The sequence below is a fragment of the Conexibacter stalactiti genome (assembly GCF_033542075.1).
Lineage (GTDB): Bacteria > Actinomycetota > Thermoleophilia > Solirubrobacterales > Solirubrobacteraceae > Conexibacter > Conexibacter stalactiti.
The window spans coordinates 235,478-254,374 of sequence record NZ_JAWSTH010000001.1; the positions used below are offsets into that span (position 1 = coordinate 235,478).

Genomic DNA, 18,897 nt, shown 5'->3' on the forward strand with positions numbered 1-18,897 from the left:
CACTCGAGGTGCGTGAGCGCAAGCAATTCGGACGATCGACCCGCTCACAGTGACCGGCACAGCGAGTCGTTCATCGCTATGACTCCGGTTGCACAATTGAGTCTTCGTTGATCGCACTGACGCGAGAGCGTCAGGCGGTCAGGGCGGAGCGGCGCAGGCGATCAGCCCCGCGCGTAACGCGCGGGGCGGCCCGGCAATCGCCGTGCGCGCCCCTGCGCGCACAGCTCCTCGAGGTGACCGACGAGCGGCTGCGCGAGCGTGTCGCGCGCCGCGTCGGGCCAGGTCGCGACGGTGGGCGCCATCGCCTCGATCAGCTCGGCCAGCGTGCTGGGACCGCCGCCGTCGAGCGCGGCCAGCAGCTCTGCCTCGCAGCGGTCGGCGAAGTCGCTGCTCTCGCGCAGGTAGGCGGCGACCGCGCCGCCCTCCAACGGCGGCAGGTGGGAGCAGAGCAGGCGCCGCGGCGCGATCTCCGCCAGCCGCGCGATCGTCTCGCGGTAGCCGGGCAGGAAACGGTAGGTCGGCGCAAACGCCGGCTCGCCGTCGGCGCCGGGCGAGAAGCCGCCGAGCACCGCGTCGGCGGCGATCACCGTCGCGCTGTCGGCGTCGTGGACGACGAGATGGCCAGCCGTGTGGCCGGGCGCCGCCAGCAGCTCGACCGTCCACTCCCCATCGACGCGCAGCGTGCCGTCGCCTCCCAGCGCGAGGTCGATCGCGCCGTCGTCGGCGTTCGCGCGCACCCACGCGGAGAACGCTTCCGGCTGGTCGATCCCGTGCTCGTCACGGAACTCGCGATAGCGCCGCGCGAGCAGCAGCTCGCTCGACTCGATCAGCGCCCGGTCGGCGGCGCCGGCGAGCACCGCCGCGCGCGGCGCGAGCCGGCGCACGGCGCCGAGGCCGCCGGCGTGGTCGACGTCGGCGTGCGTCACGACGACCGCGCGCAGGTCCTCCCAGGCGAGACCGAGGCGCGCCAGCGCGGGCGCGATCGTGCGCTCCGGAGTGGCCGCGAGACCGGTGTCCACCAGTACCGCCCCCGCGCTCCCGATCAGCAGGAAGACGCAGAGGAAGCGGCCGTCGTCGAGCTGTTCCTCGACCCGCTCGATGCGGCGCGCCGGAGCGCGGCTCATGCGTCCGTCTCGGGCCCGATCCCGTAGCGCTCGGCAAGCTCGTCGTCGAGCACCGGCGGCACCAGCGCGGTGCTCCAGCCGCCGTCGACGGCGATCGACTGGCCCGTGAGGAACGACGCCTCGTCGGAGAGCAGGAAGGCGGTGACCGACGCGATCTCGGCCGGCTGGCCGATCCGGCGCAACGGCGCCTGGCGTTCCAACGCCGCACGGCGCGCGGCGCCGCCGGCGGAGTCCGCGAGACTGCGGTCGAGCTGCGCGCTGTGGATCGCGCCGGGCGCGATCGCGTTGGCGCGGATCCCGTACGGCCCATAGGCGGTCGAGACATGACGCGTGAGCGCTTCGATCGCACCCTTCGACGTGTCGTAGGCGGCGTGCGCGACGGCGCCGCGACGGCCGTGGATCGAGGAGATGTTGACGATCGCGCCCGCCGTCCCCGCGCGGGTGAAGGCGCGCACGGCCGTCGAGCAGGCCCAGTAGGTGCCCTCGACGTTGACCGACAGCAGCCGCCGCACCTGCTCGGGATCGGGATCGTGCAGCGTCCCCTGCGAGGTCGCCCCGGCGTTGTTGACCCAGCCCGTCAGCGGCGCGAGACGCTCGGCGGCGGCGACCGCCTCCTCCAGCGTCGCCCGCTCGGCGACGTCGCCGACGACGACGGCGGCGAGCGCCGCCTCGACCTCGGTCGCGAACGCGGCGTCGCGCTCCAGGCCGACGACGGCCCAGCCGTCGCGCGCGAGGCGCTCGGCGATCGCGCGCCCGATGCCCGCTCCCGCTCCCGTGACGACGACGCTCTTCATCGCACCAGCTCCCTGTCGAACTCCAGCCCGAGGCCGGTCGCATCCGGCGCCACGAGACGACCGTCGCGCAACACCGCCGGACGCGCGCTCAGGCGGTGGGCGGGATCGTACGGGTTGCCGCCGGGCACCTCCCCGTCGAACAGCTCGACCCATGCTGGCGGCGTCTGCGCCGCCGCCAGCTGCGCGCTGATCTCGGGATAGACGTGGAACGAGAGCTCGACGCCGGCCACGGCGGCGCGCCGGAGCACGTCGAGCGCGGGCGTCACGCCGCCGAGCGCGAGCAGGTCGACGCGCAGGACGTCGACGGCGTCGGCGTCGAGCAGGGCGATGTGGGTGCGCGCTTCGGTCACCTCGTCGCCGGCGCCGATCGGGAAGCCGCTCTCGCGTCGCACGCGCGCGGTCCCGAGCGCGTCCTCGGGCACGAGCGGGTCCTCCAGCCACGCCAGCCGCGGGTTGCCCCACTGGGCCAGCTCCGCCAGCGCCTCGTCGGCGTCGCGCCAGACGAAGCCGCAGTCGACGACCAGCTCGCAGCCGCTCGGCAGCCCGGCGACGATGCGCTCGATCAGCTCGCGCATCCGCGCGGGATCGGGATCACGGCTGATCTTCACGCGCGCGAAGCCGCGCGCGGCGCCGGCCAAGACCTCCTCGGCGATCTCGCCCGGCGTGCGGTCGGGCGTCGGGTAGGCGGCGACCAGCAGCGCCGGCGCGCTGCCGTCGGCGGCAGGTCCCGCGGCGCCGCGTTCGCGCGCGAGCAGCTGCCACAGCGGCACCCCGGCGCGCTGGGCGCGGATGTCCCACAGCGCGACGTCGGCAAGCCCGATCGCGCGCAGCGCGAGGCCGGAGCGCGCGATCATCATGTTCGCGCGCTGGACGGAGTCCCACAGCCGCTCGACCGGCTCCGGATCGCGACCGACGAGGTGCGGCGTCACGAGCCGCTCCACCAGCGCCGCGACCGGCGCCTCCCGCGTGAGGCAGTAGGCGTGTCCGCGCAGGCCGTCCGCGGTCGTCACCGTGATCGCCGCGTACTCGCGCGAGACGACCTCGATCGGGCCGAGCCGCAGCGGCTGCGGCAGCGCCAGCCGCACGGTCGTGACGCGGACGTCGCGGACGGCGTCGCTCATCTCGCCGTCCCGACGACGCCGATGCCGAAGTCGGCGAGGAAGCCACCGTCGACGTAGAGCACCTGGCCGGTGATGTAGGAGGCGGCCGGCGAGGCGAGGAAGGCGATCACGGCGGCGATCTCGGTGGCGTCGGCGACGCGGTCCATCGGGATCCGCGCGAGCACCTCGTCGCCGTCGAGCGAGCCGGTCGCGAGCGCCGCCTGGTAGACGCCGCTGTCGACGTAGCCAGGTCCGACGGCGTTGACGCGCACGCCACGCGCCGCCCACTCGACCGCGGCCGCCTTCGTCAGTCCGACGATCCCGGACTTCGTCGCGCCGTACGGCGCGCGTCCCGGCTGCCCGCGCTCGGCGGCGATCGAGGCGATGTTGACGATCGACCCCGCGCCCTGCTCGAGCATGATGCGGCCGGCCGCCTGCGTGCCGTTGAAGGTCCCGTGCAGGTTGACCTCGACGACCGACCGCCACTGCTCGACGGTCAGCTGCTCCAGCGGCGCACGGACGGTGATGCCGGCGTTGTTGACGAACAGCCCGAGGCCGCCGTTGGCGGCGGCGAAGGCGCGCGCGGCGGCCTCCAGGGCGGGCTGGTCGGTGACGTCGACGAGCAGATCCTCGATCGCCGCGTCGGGCTGCTCCGGCGCGCTCAGGTCGAACGATGCGACCGTCCACCCCTCCGCCGCCAGCCGGCGCGCCGTCGCGCGCCCGATCCCCCCGCGTGCCCCGGTGATGACTGCCGTTCTCGCGCTCATCGCGCAGTCTCCTCGTCCACCAGCCGCGCGACGGCTGTCGCCGCGGCCTCGATCGTCAACTCCAGGCAGCCCTCCGCGAGCGGACTCTGCCAGACCGTGTACGCGTCGTCGCTGGCGTACAGCTCGGCCGGCGAGAGGTAGGCCTGGCCTGGCCAGTTGGTCAGGTTCATGACCACCACCGCGCGGTCGGGATGGCGCCGCCGCAGCTCGCGCTGAAAGCTCGAATAGCACTCGCCGCCCTGCGCGACGACGAAGGCGTCGCCGAGCTGCCAGACGCGCACGGGCCAGACGACCGACGATCCGCTCGTGAGGTTCGCCTGCTGCTCGGCCGCGCGGCGGATCCGCTCCTCGCGGCTGCGCGGATCGACGTCGGCCCAGCGCCGTTCCAGCTCGTCGAGGCTCACCGGCGGCTTGAGCGACAGCTCGACCTCCTCGACGGTCGCCGCGAGCCGCTCGGAGGCGGCATGCGGGACCGGCCACCACGGCGCCAGCGGCGCGCCCGACTCGACCGCCGGATGGAGCGCCAGCGCCGAGCCGGGCAGCGGCAGTCCCTCCAGCGCGGCGAGCGCGGCGTGGCCGATCGCGCGGCCGTGCCGATCGGCGACGGCGACGTCGCCGGTGTACTGCTCGCGCGGAGCGAGCTCGCCGGCGGCGCCGAGCAGGAAGAGGCATGGCGCGCCGCCGGTCGCCCGCTCGACCGTCTCGCGCAGCGCGCCGACGTAGTCGGGCGAGGTGAGCGTGTTCTGCCACGCGAGCGTCGTCGGATGGCAGGCGTAGTTGACGATCGTCGCGAGCACGGCGCCGTCGGCGCTGCTGACGCGACCGACCAGCAGCGTGTCGTCAGCCGGGGCGTCGGGGTTCCAGCCGATCAGCGGCCGTCCGTCGACGGTCAGGTCGCGCGCGCCCGCGACGTCGCTGCGACCCGTCGCCCAGTCGAGCGTCGCGGGAACGGTGCCGGCGAGCGCCTCGCGCGCGGCCGCACCGGCCGCCTCGCGCAACGCGTCGAGGTAGGGGGCGATCAGCTCGCCGCCGGGCCAGTCGGCCGCCGCACGCGTCAACAGCGGCCCGGAGTGCGTGTGGCTGAGCGTGACGAGCACGCGCGCCTCGTCGCCGCCGGCAGCCTCCACGACGGCTTCGCGGATGTGCCACTCGTCATCGGGCGAGCGGAACCATGAGCCGTCGAAGGCGACCAGCACGAGCGGCGGAGCGCCGGCTCTGTCGCGGATCGCCAGCGCCGTCAGCTCGAGCGGCCGGTGGACGCCGGTCGAGCGGCGCTCGACCGCCGGGCCCCAGGCGTTCTGGGCGATCCCGATCGGCGGCGTCACGTCACGCCGGGCGACGCCGATCGAGCCTGCGAATCCTGGTGCGGCGATCGTCCTCATGCATCCCTCACATTGATCACTATCTTGCTAGACGCTATAGTATCTAGCTCTACTCCGTCAACTTGATCGAGGATGGACCCCGCATGACCGCGAGCGATGGGCGCAACCGTGGCGTCGTCGTCGTCACAGACTCCGACCTGCCGACCGAAGGCGTCGCCGAGCGCGTGCTGGAGCCGGCGGGCTGGACGGTGCGCCGTGCCGCCTGTCGCACGTCCGACGAGGTGCGCGCGGCCGCCGCCGGCGCCGACGCGCTGATCGTGCAGTGGGCCCCTGTCGAGGCGGCCGTGCTGGCCGAGCTGGAGCGCTGCCGCTTCATCAGCCGGCTGGGGATCGGCTACGACATGATCGACGTCGCCGCCGCGACCGCGGCCGGCATCCCGGTCGCGAACGTGCCCGACTACTGCGTCGAGGAGGTCGCGACCCACACGCTCGCGTTCATGCTCTCGCTCACGCGGCGGCTGCCGCAGCTCGACGCCGGTCTGCGCGCGGGCCGCTGGGCCGCCGCCGCCGACGGCGCCGGCGCACAGCGCACGACCGCGGTGACCGCCGGCGTGATCGGCTACGGCCGCATCGGCGCGCGCGTCGCCGAGATGGCCGCCGGCGTCGGCTTCGAGGTGGTCGTCCACGACCCGCACGTCGGCGACGAGCGGATCGCCGCCGACGGGCACACGGCCGCCACCTTCGAGCAACTGCTCGAGCGCGCCGACCTCGTCAGCGTGCATGCGCCGCTGACCGACGCCACGCGGCATCTGCTCGACGGGCCGGCGCTGGCGCGGATGCGACCGGGCAGCGCGCTCGTGAACACCTGCCGCGGCGGTCTGATCGACGAGGTCGCGCTCGCCGCGGCACTGGCCTCCGGCCAGCTCGGCGCCGCCGCGCTCGACGTCTTCGAGCGCGAGCCGCTGCCGCTCGACAGCCCGCTCCGTCACGCGCCCAACCTCCAGCTCTCGCCGCACGCCGCCTGGTACTCCCCGGTCGCGCTGCAGGAGCTCGAGCAGCGCGCCGCGCAGCAGGTCGCCGACTTCCTCGACGGCCGCCCGGTCGCGACGATCGTCAACCCCGGATATGCCGACGCGCGCGCCGCGCGCGCGATGATCTGACGATGACCTTCGACCCGCGCACGATCTCCGGAACCCCCTACGGCGCGCCGCTGGTGCCGCCGCTGCCGATCCGGCTGCGGCGGACCGAGATCCTGACCGTCGTCTACGAGACCGACGCGGCCGCCGCCGACGCGCTGCTGCCGCAGCCGCTGGAGCTGGCCGCGCCGCTCGTGCTGGTCAACGTCTACTGGATGCACGACGCCGAGTTCTTCGGCGTCTACGGCGAGTCGGCCGTGCAGCTGCCGGTGCGGCTGCCCGACGGCGCCCCGGCGATGTACTCGCCCTTCCTCGTGCTCGACTCCGACGCCGCCGTCGCGGCCGGGCGCGAGCTGTACGGGCAGCCGAAGAAGGCCGGCCGCGTGACGCTGAGACCGGATGGCGACCTGCTCGTCGGGCGCGTCGAGCGCAACGGGATCGACCTGCTGACGGCGACCATCTGCTGGAAGCAGCAGGCCTGCGCGCCCGACCTGCTGGAGGCGCTCGTGCCCGGCAGCGGGACGAACGTGAACCTGCGCGTGCTGCCGCTCGACGGCGCCGACGTGCGCCGCGAGCTGGTCGTGCGCGACTTCGAGGACGTCATCGTGCACGAGTGCTGGACCGGCCCCGCGACCGTCGAGCTGCGCCCGAACGCGCAGGTGCCGATCCATCAGCTGCCCGTGCGGACGGTGCGCGGGGCGACGCACCGCCTGATCGACCTGACGCTGCCTCCGGGCCGCGTCATCCACCGCTACTGACGCCGGCCTCCGTGCGCGCCGAGCGCCGGCGCGCACGCTCCACCGTCGGGTCGACGGCCGGGATGGCGCTCATCAGCTGCCGCGTGTACTCGTGCTCGGCGGAGCGGAACAGCTGCTCGCGACTGCCGCGCTCGACGATTCTGCCGCGCTGCATGACGGCGACCGTCGACGCCATGTAGCGGACGACCGCGAGGTCGTGGCTGATGAAGAGGTAGGTCAGGCCGAGCCGCTGCTGCAGCTCGCCGAGCAGGTTCAGCACCTGCGCCTGGATCGAGACGTCGAGCGCGGAGACCGACTCGTCGAGCACGACCAGCTCGGGGTCGAGCGCGAGCGCGCGCGCGATCGCGACGCGCTGGCACTGGCCGCCCGACATCTCACGCGGACGGCGCTCTCTGTAGGCGGGTCCGAGCCCGACGAGGTCCAGCATCTCCTCGACGCGCGCCGCGCGCGAGGCGCGGTCGCCGATGCCGTGCGCCTCCAGCGGCGCGGCGACGATCTGCGCGACCGACTGGCGCCGGTTGAGCGCGGCGAAGGGATCCTGGAAGACCATCTGCATCCGCTTGCGCAGCCGGCGCAGCTCGCCGCCCTTCAGTCTCGTGACCTCCAGCCCGTCGAACTGGACGCTGCCGGCGTCGAGCGGCAGCAGTCCCAGCAGCGCGCGCGAGACGGTCGACTTGCCCGAGCCGGACTCGCCGACGAGCCCGAAGGTCTCGCCTCGTCGGATCTCCAGCGAGACGTCGTCGAGCGCGACCAGCGTCTCTCTCGAGCCCAGGCGGAAGTGCTTCGTCAGCCCGCTTGCGACGACGAGCGGCGCGCCCGGCGCGGCGGGCACGGGGGCCGCGCCGGACGGTGTGGTCTCAGGCTCCGACATGCGTCTCCTCCTTGACGGCCGCGGCGCGTTCGTCGGCGCGATGGCACTCGACGAGCCGGCCCGCGACCTCTCTCAGCAGCGGCACCTCGGTGCGGCAGCGGTCCTGCGCCCACGCGCAGCGGGGATGGAAGCTGCACCCGCTCGGCAGCGAGCCGGCCAGCGGCGGCGAGCCGCCGATCGTCGGGATCGGCACGCCGAGCTCCAGATTCAGGTCGACCGCTGCGCCCAGCAGCGCCTCGCTGTAGGGATGGAGCGAGGCGCGGTAGAGCGCCTCCGCCTCCGCGCGCTCGACGATCCGCCCGCCGTACATCACCTGCACGTTGTCGCAGAAGCCGGCGGCGACGCCGAGGTCGTGCGTGATCAGCACGACCGCCGTGTGGTGCTCTTCGACGAGCCGGTCGAGCAGGTCCATGATCCGCGCCTGTGTCGTGACGTCGAGCGCGGTCGTCGGCTCGTCGCAGATCAGCACCGTCGGATCGGCGCACATCGCCATCGCGATCATCACGCGCTGGCGCATCCCGCCGGAGAACTCGTGCGGGTACTGCTCGACGCGCCGCTGCGGATGCGGGACGCCGACGTCGTCGAGCAGCTCGATCGCGCGCTCGCGCGCGGCGCGGCGGTCGAGCCGTCTGTGCAGCCGGATCGCCTCCTCCAGCTGCTTGCCGACGGTGTAGACGGGGTTCAGCGCCGACATCGGATCCTGGTAGACCATCGCGACGCGGCCGCCGCGCACCTTCTCCATCTGGCGCGGCTTCAGCGTCAGCAGGTCCTCGCCCTCCAGCAGCACCTCGCCGGAGAGCTGGGCGCGGCGCGCCAGTCGCATGATCGCCAGCGCCGTCAGCGACTTGCCGGAGCCCGACTCGCCGACGAGGCCGAGGCGCTCGCCTCTGCGCAATCTGAAGGAGATGCCGCGCACCGGTTCGACATCGCCGAACGCGACGCGCAGGTCGCGCACATCCAGCACCGTGTCCGTCGTCATCCCGTTCGTCCTCGCACGTCGTCGGTGCCGCCGAGCTGGTCGGCGAGCAGGTTCAGCATCCAGATCGTCAGGAAGATCGCCAGCGCGGGGATGATCACGCCGCTCGTCGACTGGTAGATCTTCTGGTAGCCCTGCTGCAGCAGCGTCCCCCACGAGGCGTCGGGCGGCTGGACCCCGAGGCCGACGAAGCTCAGCGCCGCCTCCAGGATGATCGCGTTGGCGGCGTTGATCGACGCCTGCACGCCGAGCGGCGCCGAGACGTTCGGGAGGATCTCGCGCAGCACCAGGCGCCAGCGCGAGGCGCCGTAGGCGACCGCCGCCTGCGTGTAGTCGGACTGCAGCTCGGTCAGCACGGCGCTGCGGATCATGCGCGCGGTGACCGGCGTCAGCAGCACGCCGATGATCAGCGCCAGGCCGGCGGTGGTCGCACCGAAGGCGGCGACGAAGACGAGCGCGAACAGCAGCTGCGGGATCGCCATCGTCACGTCGGCGAGCCGCATCAGCAGCTCGTCGAAGAAGCCGCGGGCGAGCGCGGCGGTGAAACCCCAGAGCGCTCCGAGCAGCATCGAGACGACGGTCGCGCCGGCTGCGATCCCGAGCGAGATGCGGCCGCCGACGACCATCCGCGCGAACAGGTCGCGACCGAGCTGGTCGGTGCCGAACCAGTTCGCGGCGCTTGGCCCGGCGAAGCGGTTGGCGTTGTCGAGCACGCCCGGATCGTCCGCGAACAGCGGGCCGATCGCGCACAGCAGCACGATCCCGGCGAGCACCGCGATCGCGGCGATCGTCGTGCCGGAACCGTGGCGGGGAACGCGGCGGCGACGGCCGCCGAAGCGGCCGGCGAGAGAGAGCGTCGCAGGGCTAGCCATGGGATCTTCCAGTCCGCAGCCGGGGATCGAGGAACTCGGAGAGGACGTCGACGAGCAGCGTGGTCAGGATGAACAGCGCGCAGATCAGCAGCACGACCGACTGCAGGACGGCGTAGTCGCGCTTGAAGACCGACTCGACCGCCAGCGATCCCAACCCCGGGATCCCGAAGACGTACTCGATGATCACGACGCCGCCGAGCGTGTAGCCGATGACCATGCCGAGCATCGTCAGGCCGGGGATCAGCGCATTGCGCAGCGCGTGCGCGATCACGACGCGGCGGTGCGGGACGCCCTTGCCCTCGGCCGTGCGGATGTAGGAGGAGTCGAGCACCTCGATCATCGAGGCGCGCAGGTAGCGCAGGATCAACGGTGCCGCCGCGATCGCGAGCGTCAGCGCCGGCAGGATCATCCGCCGCACGTTCTCGGCCGGGTCCTCGTTGAAGGGGATGTACCCGCGCGCCGGCAGCCACTGCAGCTCGACGGCGAAGATCAGGATCAGCAGGATCCCCAGCACGAACTGCGGGAGCGCCAGGCCGACCGTCGAGCCGGTCGTGACGGCGCGGTCGAACCAGCTGCCGCGGCGCAGCGAGCAGAAGACCGCCAACGGCACGGCGATCAGCAGCGCGAAGACGATCGAGACCGCCGTCAGCTCGAGCGTCGGGCCGATGCGCCGGCTGATCAGCTCGGTGACGGAGAACTGGCTGAAGTACGACTGGCCGAAGTCACCGGTGAAGATGTCGCCGAGCCAGCGCAGGTACTGCGTGAAGATCGGATCGTCCAGCCCCGCCTCGCGGCGAAGCTGGTCGATCGCTTCCGGGTTTGCACCGGCGGTCGCGCCGAGGCGCGTGATGATCGGATCGCCCGGCAGGAGCCGCAGGATCGCGAAGACGAGGGCCGACGCGGCGACCAGCATGAGGATGCTGATCGCCGCCCGCCGGATGACAAACCGGAGCACGTCAGCCTCAGTCGGCGAGGCCCGCCTGCTCGAGGTGCAGCTGACCGCCGCCCTCCATCCAGACGCCGTCGACGTTGGACCGCAGCGAAGCGACGAGCTTCGCCTGCAGCGGGATGATCAGCGGGACCTCGCGGTTGACGATCTCCTGCACGGTGCCCCACTTCGCCAGGGCGGCCGTCTCGTCGGGCTCGGCCATCGCGTCCTCGTAGGCTCTCTCGAACTCCGGGCTCTTCCAGTTGCACTCACAGCGACCCTCGCGGTAGAAGCCGAAGGCGTCAGCCGGGGAGGGCGGGAACGAGGCCAGGTTCGGGACGATGAAGTTCGGGAATCTCTTGCCGGCCGGGTAGAACTTGTCCGCCCAGGTCGCGACTTCTCTGTTCTCGATCTTCAGCTCGATCCCGATCTCCTTGAGGCTCGCCTGGACGATCTCGGCGGCGGTCGTCCACTCGGCGTTCGCGCCGGCGGTGCCCCACCAGGTGATCGTGTCGCCGGCGTTGATGCCGGCCTCGGCGAAGAGCGCTCTGGCCTTCTCGAGGTCGTAGCTGTAGTCGGTCAGCTCGCCGCCGTAGAACGGGTTGTTGGTGCTGAGCGGGTTGTTCGTCGGGGCCAGGTCGCCGAGGCCGTAGTAGGCGCTCTCGAGGACGGCCTCGCGGTCGACGGCGTAGGCGACCGCCTGACGCGCCTTGACGTTGTCGAACGGCGGCGACGTCGTGTCGAACTCCCAGTCGACGTACTTGCTCGGGACCTCGGGCGAGACCGTCTTGAGGTCGGGGTCGCTCTCGACCGACGAGACGTCGGCCGGGTTGGTCGCCCACAGCACGTCGAGGTCGCCGGCGCGCAGCGCGCTCAGCGCCGAGGTCGAGTCGGTCGCCTTGACGATTCTCAGCTCGTCCAGCGGCGCCGGGTCGCCCGCGTACTCGGGATTGGGCACGAGCGTGACGTGGTCGTCCGGAACGAAGTCCGAGACCATGTAGGGGCCGGTCACGACCGGTCTCTTGTCGATCTGGTCGAGGTTGTCGACGTCGATGATCTTGACCCACACGATCGCGGCGGGGAAGAGCGCGTTCGGCGATCTCAGCTGCACGACGACTCTCGCGGGGCCGTCGGCTCTGATGCTCGCGATCGAGGCGATCTTGCCCGCCTCCTGCGTCGTCGTTCTGGGGTCGAGGTAGTACTCGAAGGCCGCGACGACGTTCGCGGAGGTCAGCGGTCTGCCGTTGGAGTATCTGACGTCGGTGCGAAGGTCGAAGGTCCAGGTTCTCTGGTCGGCGGAGGCTCTCCAGCCGGTCGCGAGATCAGGCACGATCTCGCCGCTCTCGTCAGCCTTCGAGAGACCGTTCCAGAGCAGCGGGAAGAGCACTTCCTCCCAGCCGAAGGTGCGGATGACGGGGTTCAGCTGCGGAATCCCGATCGTGTCGGCAACCGTCAGTCTGCCGCCTCTGGCGACCTGCGCCGTCGTGCCGCTGTCGGACGGAGTGGTCCCGCCACCGTCGTCGGAGCTGCTGCCGCCGCATCCCGCGACGGCGAGCGCACAGATGGCGATCGCGCCGGGGACCATCTTCTTCCACCTCATGAGCACCTCTCGTTGACTGACTTGCTGGGTTTCCTCCCCCGATTACACATACTAGAGGCTATAGCATTTGTCGTCAACGCCCGACGGCGTCAGACCGGCAGGCGCCCCGTCATGTCGGCGCGCACGATCACTCCGTCGACGACCTCGAACACCCCCACCAGCACGACCGTGCCAGCCGGGCTGAGGACCTGCTCGTGCGCAGCCACCCAGCGGTCGCCGTAGACCGTCAACCCGAGGATCTCGCAGTGCAGCGGCTCCTGCGCGAAGCGCGTCTCGTAGAGCGGCCGCATCTCCTCGTGGCCGCGCACGACGCGGTCGGGCACGAGGCCGTGCAACTCGACCTCCGGTCCGTAGGTGGCCAGGAACGCGTCCAGGTCGCGCGCGTTGAAGGCGCGCACCTGCTCGCGGAAGACGAGCTCAGGCTCAGCCATCGATCCGCACCCCTCCGTTGACGTCGTAGGTTGCGCCGGTCGTGAAGCCGGCGGCCGGTGAGGCCAGCAGCGCGATCGCCGAGGCGACCTCGTGCGGCTGGCCGAAGCGGCCCAGCGGCGTCCCGCTCGTGAGCCCGGCCTCCGCGGTCGCCGAGAGCTTGTCGGTGATGCCGCTGCGCACGGGGCCGGGGGCGACCGCGTTGACGCGGATTCCCTCGCCCGCGAGCAGGCGCGCGTACGAGCGCGTGATCGCGAGGATCGCCGCCTTGCTCGCCGCGTAGTGGACCGAGGTCGCGACCCCGCCGAGCTCGCCCGCGACCGACGAGACGTTGACGATCGAGCGGTCACCGGCGGCGGCACGCAGCAGCGGCAGCGCCCCGCGCAGCGCGAGGAAGGTGCCGCGCGCGTTCGTCGCGAGCACCGCGTCCCACTCCTCGACGGAGATCTCGTCGTGCGGCGTGTAGGGGCAGACGCCGCCGTTGTTGACGAGCACGTGCAGCTCGCCCCAGGCGGCGGTGACCTCCGCCAGCAGCGCGTCGATCTGTCTCGGCTGCCCCAGGTCCAGGCGCGAGACGTGCGCCTCCGCGCCATGGGCGCGCGCCGCCTCCGCGGCGGCCGACGCGCCGGTTTCATCGCGCGCGTATGTGATCCAGACGTCGCAGCCGTCGGCGGCGAGCGCCGCGGTCGCAGCGGCACCGATGCCCGAACTCGCGCCCGTCACCAACGCCCGGCGGCGGGCCGTGCGCGCATCCGCGGCCCCGCCTGCCGGCACTTCCGAAGTGGTATCCATGACGCTGAGATACCCTATAGCATGTTGCACATCGGATTCAGGCGCCGCGGCGACGGCGAAACGCTCCGCCGGACGCCGATGCGCCAGTTCTCGCTGGCGCCGTCCACGCCCTGCGATATAGCATCTAGCTCCCCCATCGAAACTCTGGATATATGCCTTCCCTCCGCCTCCAGCCCGTCGACTCCAAGAACCTCGCCGACCGCGTGGCCGACCAGCTGCGCGAGACGATCCAGAGCGGCGCCTACGCGCCGGGCGAGCGGCTCGTGGAGCGCAGACTGGCCGCCGAGCTGGGCGTCAGCCACATCCCCGTGCGCGAGGCGCTGACGCGACTGATCGAGGAGGGGCTCGTCGAGCGGCTGCCGCGCCGCGGCTGCCGCGTCGCCGCGATCAACGCGAAGGAGCTGCGCGACCTGTCGCGGCTGCGGGTCCTGTTGGAGCAGTACGTCGCCGAGCGCGCGATCGAGAACTGGAACGACCAGGCGGAGCGCTCGCTGCGCGAGATCGTCGCGCAGATGGAGGCGGCTGCCGACCGCGGCGACACCAGACGGCTCTCCAACCTCGACGTCCGCTTCCACGAGGAGCTGTGGGCGCTGACCGACGACGAGATCCTGATCGACCTCGTCGCCCAGCTGCGCGGACGCATCGGCGGCTTCCTGCGCGCGGCCACGACCGCGCTCGAGCCGGCCGCGCTGCGCGCTCACGCCAGCTCGCACGGCGAGCTGATCGACGCGCTCTCCGCGCGCAGAGTCGGACCGGCCAAGCGCGCGATGGCGAGACACATCGAGGTCGCGGCGCAGCGCGTCGGCGACGCGCTGCCGCCCGAAGCCGGATAGGCGCCGCCCAGGTCAGCCTCTGGCGGCTGCCGCCTCGCCGCCGCCCAGCCGTCTGACCATCACGTCGATCGCCTCGGCGTTGGCGTCGATCAGCACGTAGCGGCGGTCGAGCCTGCGCGCGACCGCTCCGAGCGTGCCCGAGCCGGCGAAGAAGTCGAGCACCCAGCCGCCCTGTCTGGAGGAGGCGGTGACCATCCGCCGCACGATCCCCTCCGGCTTCTGCGTCGGATAGCCGGTCTTCTCGGCGCTGTTGGTCGGCACGATCGTGTGCCACCAGACGTCCGTCGGGCGTTTCCCGCGCGCCGCCTTCTCCGGCGTCACCAGGCCGGGCGCCATGTACGGCTCGCGGTCGACCGCCTCGGCGTCGAAGTGGTGCGCGCCCGGCGTGCGCACGTAGACGAGGATCGTGTCGTGCTTGGCCGGCCAGCGCGTTCTCGGCTTGGCGCCGTAGTCGTAGGCCCAGATGATCTCGTTGAGGAAGCAGTCGCGGCCGAACAGCTCGTCGAGCAGCAGCTTGCAGTAGTGCGCCTCGCGGTAGTCGATGTGGAAGTAGAGCGTGCCGTGCTCGGCGAGCAGCCGGCGCGCCTGCTCCAGCCGCGGCGCGAGGTAGCCGAGGTAGTCGCCGAAGGCGTCCTCGAAGGCGAGCGCCTGCAGCAGCTCCGAGCGGTAGCGGCGGCCGCCGAAGCCGATGCGGTCGCCGTCGGCGTGCGGCGCGGTCGCGAGCGTGCGGCGGCGTTGCGGTCTGCCGGTGTTGAAGGGCGGATCGATGTAGATCACGTCGAAGGCGCCGTCGGGCAGCCGCGGCAGCACGTCGAGGTTCTCGCCCTGGATGACGAGGTCCTCGCCGTCCAGCACGATCGTTTCCGGCAGCTGCTCGCTCGTCAGGAGGCGCATCGCGCGCCGGACGGTACCCGGGCCGGGCGCCGCGCGCGGCGCCCGGCCGAGCGCGGTCATCGAGCGACCTCTGCCGGGATGTGGTCGACGCGGCGGCGCTCGTACAGCCGAACCAGCTCCGAGAGCGGCACGACGAGACCGCTGGAGAGCGTCAGCAGCGTTCTGAAGGTGGGGTTGATCTCGCCGCGCTCGATCGCACCGACGTAGTTGCGGTGCAGGCCGGAATGGAAGCCGAGGCGCTCTTGGGAGAGGTCCCGGCGGGCGCGCAGCTCGCGAACTGCGCGCCCGAGGACGACATGCTCGACCGAGACGGCTGCCTTGGAAGTACGCTTGTCGCGCATGGGATGTGTGACTCCTGTGCCGGGCCGGGGGCTGTGTCCGCAGCGCCCCGGCCGCTTTGTGGATGGTGTGGCTGGCCGAACATAGGTGGGGCGGCGGACGGTACGTGGGGCGAACACCCGTTCGATGCGTGACAATTTGCAGAGTCGCGGAAATTTGTTGCAAAGTGCGCGTCGGATTGCGCGACTCGACGCCGTGAGAGACGGCCTGTCACGGTGATGGGAGCCGTGCCGCCGTCCTCTCGCCGCAGACCGTCCCCAGCCTCCTCCACGCCGAGCCGCCTGCGGCTCGCGCTCGCGCTGCTGGTGATCGCCGGGGCGCTCGCCTTCGTGCTGACGCAGCGCGGCGGCGGCGACGGCGACAGCTCGCTGCCGGCCGCCGGCCGCGCGGACGGCAGCGCGCGCGATCCGTTCGCCTTCGATCCCGGCCACGTCGAGCGCTTCGAGCAGCGCGCCGCCGACGCCAGCGCCCACCCGCTCTACACGAGAAGCCCCGGCGGCGCCGTCGCGACAGCCGCGCGCGTCGCCGCGCTGCGACCGCTGGTCGACGCCGCCGCCGACGGCAGCGCCGTCGACCCCGCGACGCTGGAGGCGATCGTCGTGCTCGAGAGCGCCGGGCGACCCGACGCGATCGCCGGCAACGACCTGCGCGGGGCCGTCGGGCTGACGCAGATCCTCGCCGAGACGGCGACGAGCCTGCTCGGGATGGAGGTCGACGTCGCCGCCAGCACGCGCCTGACGCGCCGGATCGGACGCGCCGCCAACCGCGGTCAGACGCGCACGGTCGCGCGCCTGGTGGCGCAGCGCCGCCGCGTCGACGAGCGCTTCGACCCGCGCAAGGCGCTCGCGGGCACGGTCCGCTACCTGACGATCGCGCGCGAGCGGCTCGGCCGTGACGACCTCGCCGTCGTCAGCTACCACATGGGGATCGGCAACCTGGAGACGGCGATCGACGCCTTCGGCCACGACGACGGCGAGCCGAACCCCAGCTACACGGAGCTGTTCTTCGCCAGCACGCCGACCGACCATGCCGTTGCCTGGGATGTCCTTGCCGGCCTCGGTGACGAGTCGTCCCTCTACTACTGGAAGGTGCGCGCCGCGCGCGACCTGATGGCTCTCTCGCGCGACGACCCGGCGGCGCTCGAGCGACGCGCCGAGCTGCAGACCGCGAAGGCGTCGAGTGAGAACCTCCTGCATCCGCCGGATGCCGGCGAGGCGTTCGCCGACGGCGACGCGCTGCGCGCCGCGTACGCCGACGGGACGCTGAGACGGCTGCCGCGCAACGCGCGCCAGCTCGGCCTGCGGATCGACCCGCAGATGGGCGAGCTGGCGCCGAGAGTCGAGCAGCCGCGCGCGCTCTACCGCGGCCTGCGGCCCGGCGCGCTGCGACTGCTCGTCGAGCTGGCCGCCGGGACGCGCCGGATCTCGGGCGTGAAGGCGCCGCTGACGATCACCAGCACGGTGCGCGACCAGCGTTACCAGGAGCAGCTCGCGGCCGGGAACCCGGAGGCGACCCACGCCTTCTCCGTCCACACGACCGGCTGGTCGTTCGACGTCCTGCGCCGCTATGCCGACGACAGACAGGCGCGCGCGCTCCAGTTCATGCTCGACCGCCTGCAGGTGCTGGGCGCGATCGCGTGGGTGCGCGAGCCGGCCGCGATCCACGTCACGGTCGCCGGCGACGCCGCCGATCTCATCGCGGCGGGCGACTGACCGGCGCTCGCCGCGCGGCGAGCCACAGCAGCAGCGCGAGCGCGGCGGCGACGACCGCGACCGCCTGCAACGTCACGAAGGTGTAGTCGCGCGCGTCGCTGGCGGAGGCGCCCGGATCCAGTGCCCAGACGGTGTTCAGCAGCGCCTGCGCCAGGAAGGCGGCGCAGGCGCCGGCGAGCGCGCCGAACACGACCCGCGGCGGCGACCACAGCGCACCGAGCAGCCCGCCGAGCAGCAGCCCGACGGCGACGCGCGCGACGTCGTCGCGCAACGCGCCGGCCGAGGGCTCCATCACCCACAGCCACAGGACAGCGTCGAGCGCGCCGCCGGCTGCCCCGGCGAGCGCGCCAAGCGCGACGGCGCCGGCGACGCTGCCGCGACCGCCGACGCGCAGGCGCAGCCAGGCCGCGACCGCCGCCGCCAACAGGCCCCAGTTGAGCGCGCGCCGCACGACGGTGGCCGGATCTCTGTCCAGGTCGAGCGCGTCGGTGACCGAGACGGCCACGCGATGCGCGAGCAGCGCGGCGCACGCGGTCACGAGCGCGCCCTCGATCAGCAGCAGCGCGCCGCTGGGGACGCGCAGCGGCGCCGGCGCCGGCGCCGGGCGTGCGTCGCCCGCCTCGTCGTCGAGCGCGTCGACGAGGCGGCCGACGTCGAACCGCCAGCGGCCGTCGCTCAGCTCGATCGCGTTGCGGCGCGCGAGCGCGCGCAGCGATTCCGGCAGCTGCTCCGGCTGCGGCATCTGGGCGCCGGCGACGAGCACGGGGATCACGCGCACGTCGGCGCGCCGCAGCGCCGTCTCGACCTCCAGCCGCACGTAGTCGTCGGCCTCCGCGAGCCGCGCCAGACCGCCGCCGTCGGGCGCCCGCACCGACGCCCAGCGCGGCCCGATCACGACGAGCAGCGTGTGGCAGTCGCCGACGGCGCGCGTGATCCGCTCGACGAAGTCGATCCCCGGCGCCAGCTCGACGTCCATGAAGACGTTGTCGGCGCCGAAGCGGGTCGCGACCGCGTCATAGAGACGGCCGGCGTGGCCGGCCGTCTCCTCGCGGCGGTAACTGATGAAGAGCTTTGGGGCGGCGGCGCTCATCGCGTCGTCTCCTCCTGCTGCTGGCGCTGCGTGGAGGCCCAGGCGGCGTGCTCCTGCGAGACAAGCCCCTCGACCCGCTCGGCGAGCATGGCGCCCGGTCGCGGCGCGCCGGCGTACGGGCCGGCACCGGCGGCGCAGAGGAACTTCTCGTGCTTGAGCCGCTCGCAGGTCGAGCGGTAGGTGGCCCAGTTCTGCTGGTACTGGAAGAGCTGCTGGAACCCTTCGAGCACGACGATCGCGGCGCCGCCGATCGCGACCAGCCATCTCCACGCGTCGCCGGACGCCCCCGCGACGACGGGGATCGCCGCGGCGATCACGATCTGAAGGACCTTCAGCGCCTTGAAGCACCGCTGGCTGTGACCGCTCTTGCGGTCATACCAGGCGATCTGCTCCTCCAGGCGGGCCCAGGCCGCCGCGTCGCCGCGCGCCTGGCCGCCGCCGGAGGTCACCACCTCCGGCACCGCTTCGACGGCTGTCGCGTCGCCCACGTTCGCCCCTCCAGCGCGGTTCCGCTCCGGATTGTGGTCCTTCAAGAACCGCGCTGTCAAGCGCGCGCGTGA

General features: G+C 72.7%; 20 protein-coding genes. 4 read left to right on the forward strand and 16 right to left on the reverse strand.

Features of this window, described 5'->3' with window-relative positions; genetic code table 11:
- Positions 1–161: 161 nt before the first annotated feature.
- From R7226_RS01070 to R7226_RS01090, 5 genes are read right to left on the reverse strand one after another with little or no spacing between them, the layout of a single operon-like run.
- Entirely contained in the window at positions 162–1,124 is a 963-nt protein-coding gene (locus tag R7226_RS01070) for an MBL fold metallo-hydrolase (protein WP_318595166.1), read from the reverse strand.
- On the reverse strand, positions 1,121–1,918 hold the full coding sequence (locus R7226_RS01075; RefSeq protein WP_318595167.1) for an SDR family NAD(P)-dependent oxidoreductase: 798 nt from the start codon (positions 1,916–1,918) through the stop codon (positions 1,121–1,123). Before R7226_RS01075 ends, R7226_RS01070 begins: the two co-directional genes overlap by 4 nt.
- Positions 1,915–3,039 carry a mandelate racemase/muconate lactonizing enzyme family protein gene (locus R7226_RS01080; RefSeq protein ID WP_318595168.1) on the reverse strand — a complete coding sequence of 375 codons (1,125 nt, stop codon included), beginning with the start codon at positions 3,037–3,039 and terminating at the stop codon, positions 1,915–1,917. The genes R7226_RS01075 and R7226_RS01080 overlap by 4 nt, the downstream gene beginning before the upstream one ends.
- Positions 3,036–3,785, reverse strand: coding sequence for an SDR family NAD(P)-dependent oxidoreductase (locus R7226_RS01085; protein WP_318595169.1), 750 nt, complete (start codon positions 3,783–3,785; stop codon positions 3,036–3,038). Before R7226_RS01085 ends, R7226_RS01080 begins: the two co-directional genes overlap by 4 nt.
- Positions 3,782–5,167, reverse strand: coding sequence for a hypothetical protein (locus R7226_RS01090; RefSeq protein ID WP_318595170.1), 1,386 nt, complete (start codon positions 5,165–5,167; stop codon positions 3,782–3,784). Before R7226_RS01090 ends, R7226_RS01085 begins: the two co-directional genes overlap by 4 nt.
- A gap of 83 nt (positions 5,168–5,250) precedes the next feature.
- On the opposite strand from R7226_RS01090, the gene R7226_RS01095 reads away from it, so the two are divergent.
- Complete coding sequence (locus tag R7226_RS01095; RefSeq protein WP_318595171.1) at positions 5,251–6,267, forward strand: C-terminal binding protein; 1,017 nt, start codon at positions 5,251–5,253, stop codon at positions 6,265–6,267.
- A gap of 2 nt (positions 6,268–6,269) precedes the next feature.
- Positions 6,270–7,001, forward strand: coding sequence for an acetoacetate decarboxylase family protein (locus tag R7226_RS01100; RefSeq protein ID WP_318595172.1), 732 nt, complete (start codon positions 6,270–6,272; stop codon positions 6,999–7,001).
- Here the strand turns inward: R7226_RS01100 and R7226_RS01105 are convergent.
- From R7226_RS01105 to R7226_RS01135, 7 genes are all read right to left on the reverse strand, one after another.
- Complete coding sequence (locus R7226_RS01105) at positions 6,985–7,872, reverse strand: ATP-binding cassette domain-containing protein (protein ID WP_318595173.1); 888 nt, start codon at positions 7,870–7,872, stop codon at positions 6,985–6,987. The genes R7226_RS01100 and R7226_RS01105 overlap by 17 nt on opposite strands.
- Positions 7,859–8,851 carry an ABC transporter ATP-binding protein gene (locus tag R7226_RS01110; protein WP_318595174.1) on the reverse strand — a complete coding sequence of 331 codons (993 nt, stop codon included), beginning with the start codon at positions 8,849–8,851 and terminating at the stop codon, positions 7,859–7,861. Before R7226_RS01110 ends, R7226_RS01105 begins: the two co-directional genes overlap by 14 nt.
- Positions 8,848–9,720 carry an ABC transporter permease gene (locus R7226_RS01115; RefSeq protein ID WP_318595175.1) on the reverse strand — a complete coding sequence of 291 codons (873 nt, stop codon included), beginning with the start codon at positions 9,718–9,720 and terminating at the stop codon, positions 8,848–8,850. Before R7226_RS01115 ends, R7226_RS01110 begins: the two co-directional genes overlap by 4 nt.
- Positions 9,713–10,675 carry an ABC transporter permease gene (locus R7226_RS01120; protein WP_318595176.1) on the reverse strand — a complete coding sequence of 321 codons (963 nt, stop codon included), beginning with the start codon at positions 10,673–10,675 and terminating at the stop codon, positions 9,713–9,715. Before R7226_RS01120 ends, R7226_RS01115 begins: the two co-directional genes overlap by 8 nt.
- Before the next feature lie 7 nt (positions 10,676–10,682).
- Positions 10,683–12,248 carry an ABC transporter substrate-binding protein gene (locus R7226_RS01125; RefSeq protein WP_318595177.1) on the reverse strand — a complete coding sequence of 522 codons (1,566 nt, stop codon included), beginning with the start codon at positions 12,246–12,248 and terminating at the stop codon, positions 10,683–10,685.
- A gap of 89 nt (positions 12,249–12,337) precedes the next feature.
- The gene (locus tag R7226_RS01130; RefSeq protein ID WP_318595178.1) at positions 12,338–12,679 is read right to left on the reverse strand and encodes a nuclear transport factor 2 family protein; all 342 of its coding nucleotides are present in this window, start codon (positions 12,677–12,679) and stop codon (positions 12,338–12,340) included.
- The gene (locus R7226_RS01135) at positions 12,672–13,469 is read right to left on the reverse strand and encodes an SDR family NAD(P)-dependent oxidoreductase (RefSeq protein WP_318595179.1); all 798 of its coding nucleotides are present in this window, start codon (positions 13,467–13,469) and stop codon (positions 12,672–12,674) included. The genes R7226_RS01130 and R7226_RS01135 overlap by 8 nt, the downstream gene beginning before the upstream one ends.
- Before the next feature lie 152 nt (positions 13,470–13,621).
- Between R7226_RS01135 and R7226_RS01140 the strand changes: the two genes are divergently transcribed.
- On the forward strand, positions 13,622–14,302 hold the full coding sequence (locus tag R7226_RS01140; protein WP_318595180.1) for a GntR family transcriptional regulator: 681 nt from the start codon (positions 13,622–13,624) through the stop codon (positions 14,300–14,302).
- A gap of 12 nt (positions 14,303–14,314) precedes the next feature.
- Here R7226_RS01140 and R7226_RS01145 read toward each other — a convergent pair whose 3' ends face one another.
- Both R7226_RS01145 and R7226_RS01150 read right to left on the reverse strand, forming a co-directional pair.
- The gene (locus R7226_RS01145; protein ID WP_318595181.1) at positions 14,315–15,196 is read right to left on the reverse strand and encodes a DNA-methyltransferase; all 882 of its coding nucleotides are present in this window, start codon (positions 15,194–15,196) and stop codon (positions 14,315–14,317) included.
- 56 nt (positions 15,197–15,252) lie between these two features.
- Positions 15,253–15,537, reverse strand: a complete 285-nt coding sequence (locus tag R7226_RS01150) for a helix-turn-helix domain-containing protein (protein ID WP_318595182.1) — start codon at positions 15,535–15,537, stop codon at positions 15,253–15,255.
- A gap of 225 nt (positions 15,538–15,762) precedes the next feature.
- On the opposite strand from R7226_RS01150, the gene R7226_RS01155 reads away from it, so the two are divergent.
- Complete coding sequence (locus tag R7226_RS01155; RefSeq protein ID WP_318595183.1) at positions 15,763–17,247, forward strand: transglycosylase SLT domain-containing protein; 1,485 nt, start codon at positions 15,763–15,765, stop codon at positions 17,245–17,247.
- Here R7226_RS01155 and R7226_RS01160 read toward each other — a convergent pair.
- Together R7226_RS01160 and R7226_RS01165 are read right to left on the reverse strand one after the other, a co-directional pair.
- Positions 17,228–18,337, reverse strand: coding sequence for a toll/interleukin-1 receptor domain-containing protein (locus tag R7226_RS01160; protein ID WP_318595184.1), 1,110 nt, complete (start codon positions 18,335–18,337; stop codon positions 17,228–17,230). The genes R7226_RS01155 and R7226_RS01160 overlap by 20 nt on opposite strands.
- The gene (locus tag R7226_RS01165) at positions 18,334–18,825 is read right to left on the reverse strand and encodes a DUF4231 domain-containing protein (protein ID WP_318595185.1); all 492 of its coding nucleotides are present in this window, start codon (positions 18,823–18,825) and stop codon (positions 18,334–18,336) included. The genes R7226_RS01160 and R7226_RS01165 overlap by 4 nt, the downstream gene beginning before the upstream one ends.
- Between the last annotated feature and the right edge of the window lie 72 nt (positions 18,826–18,897).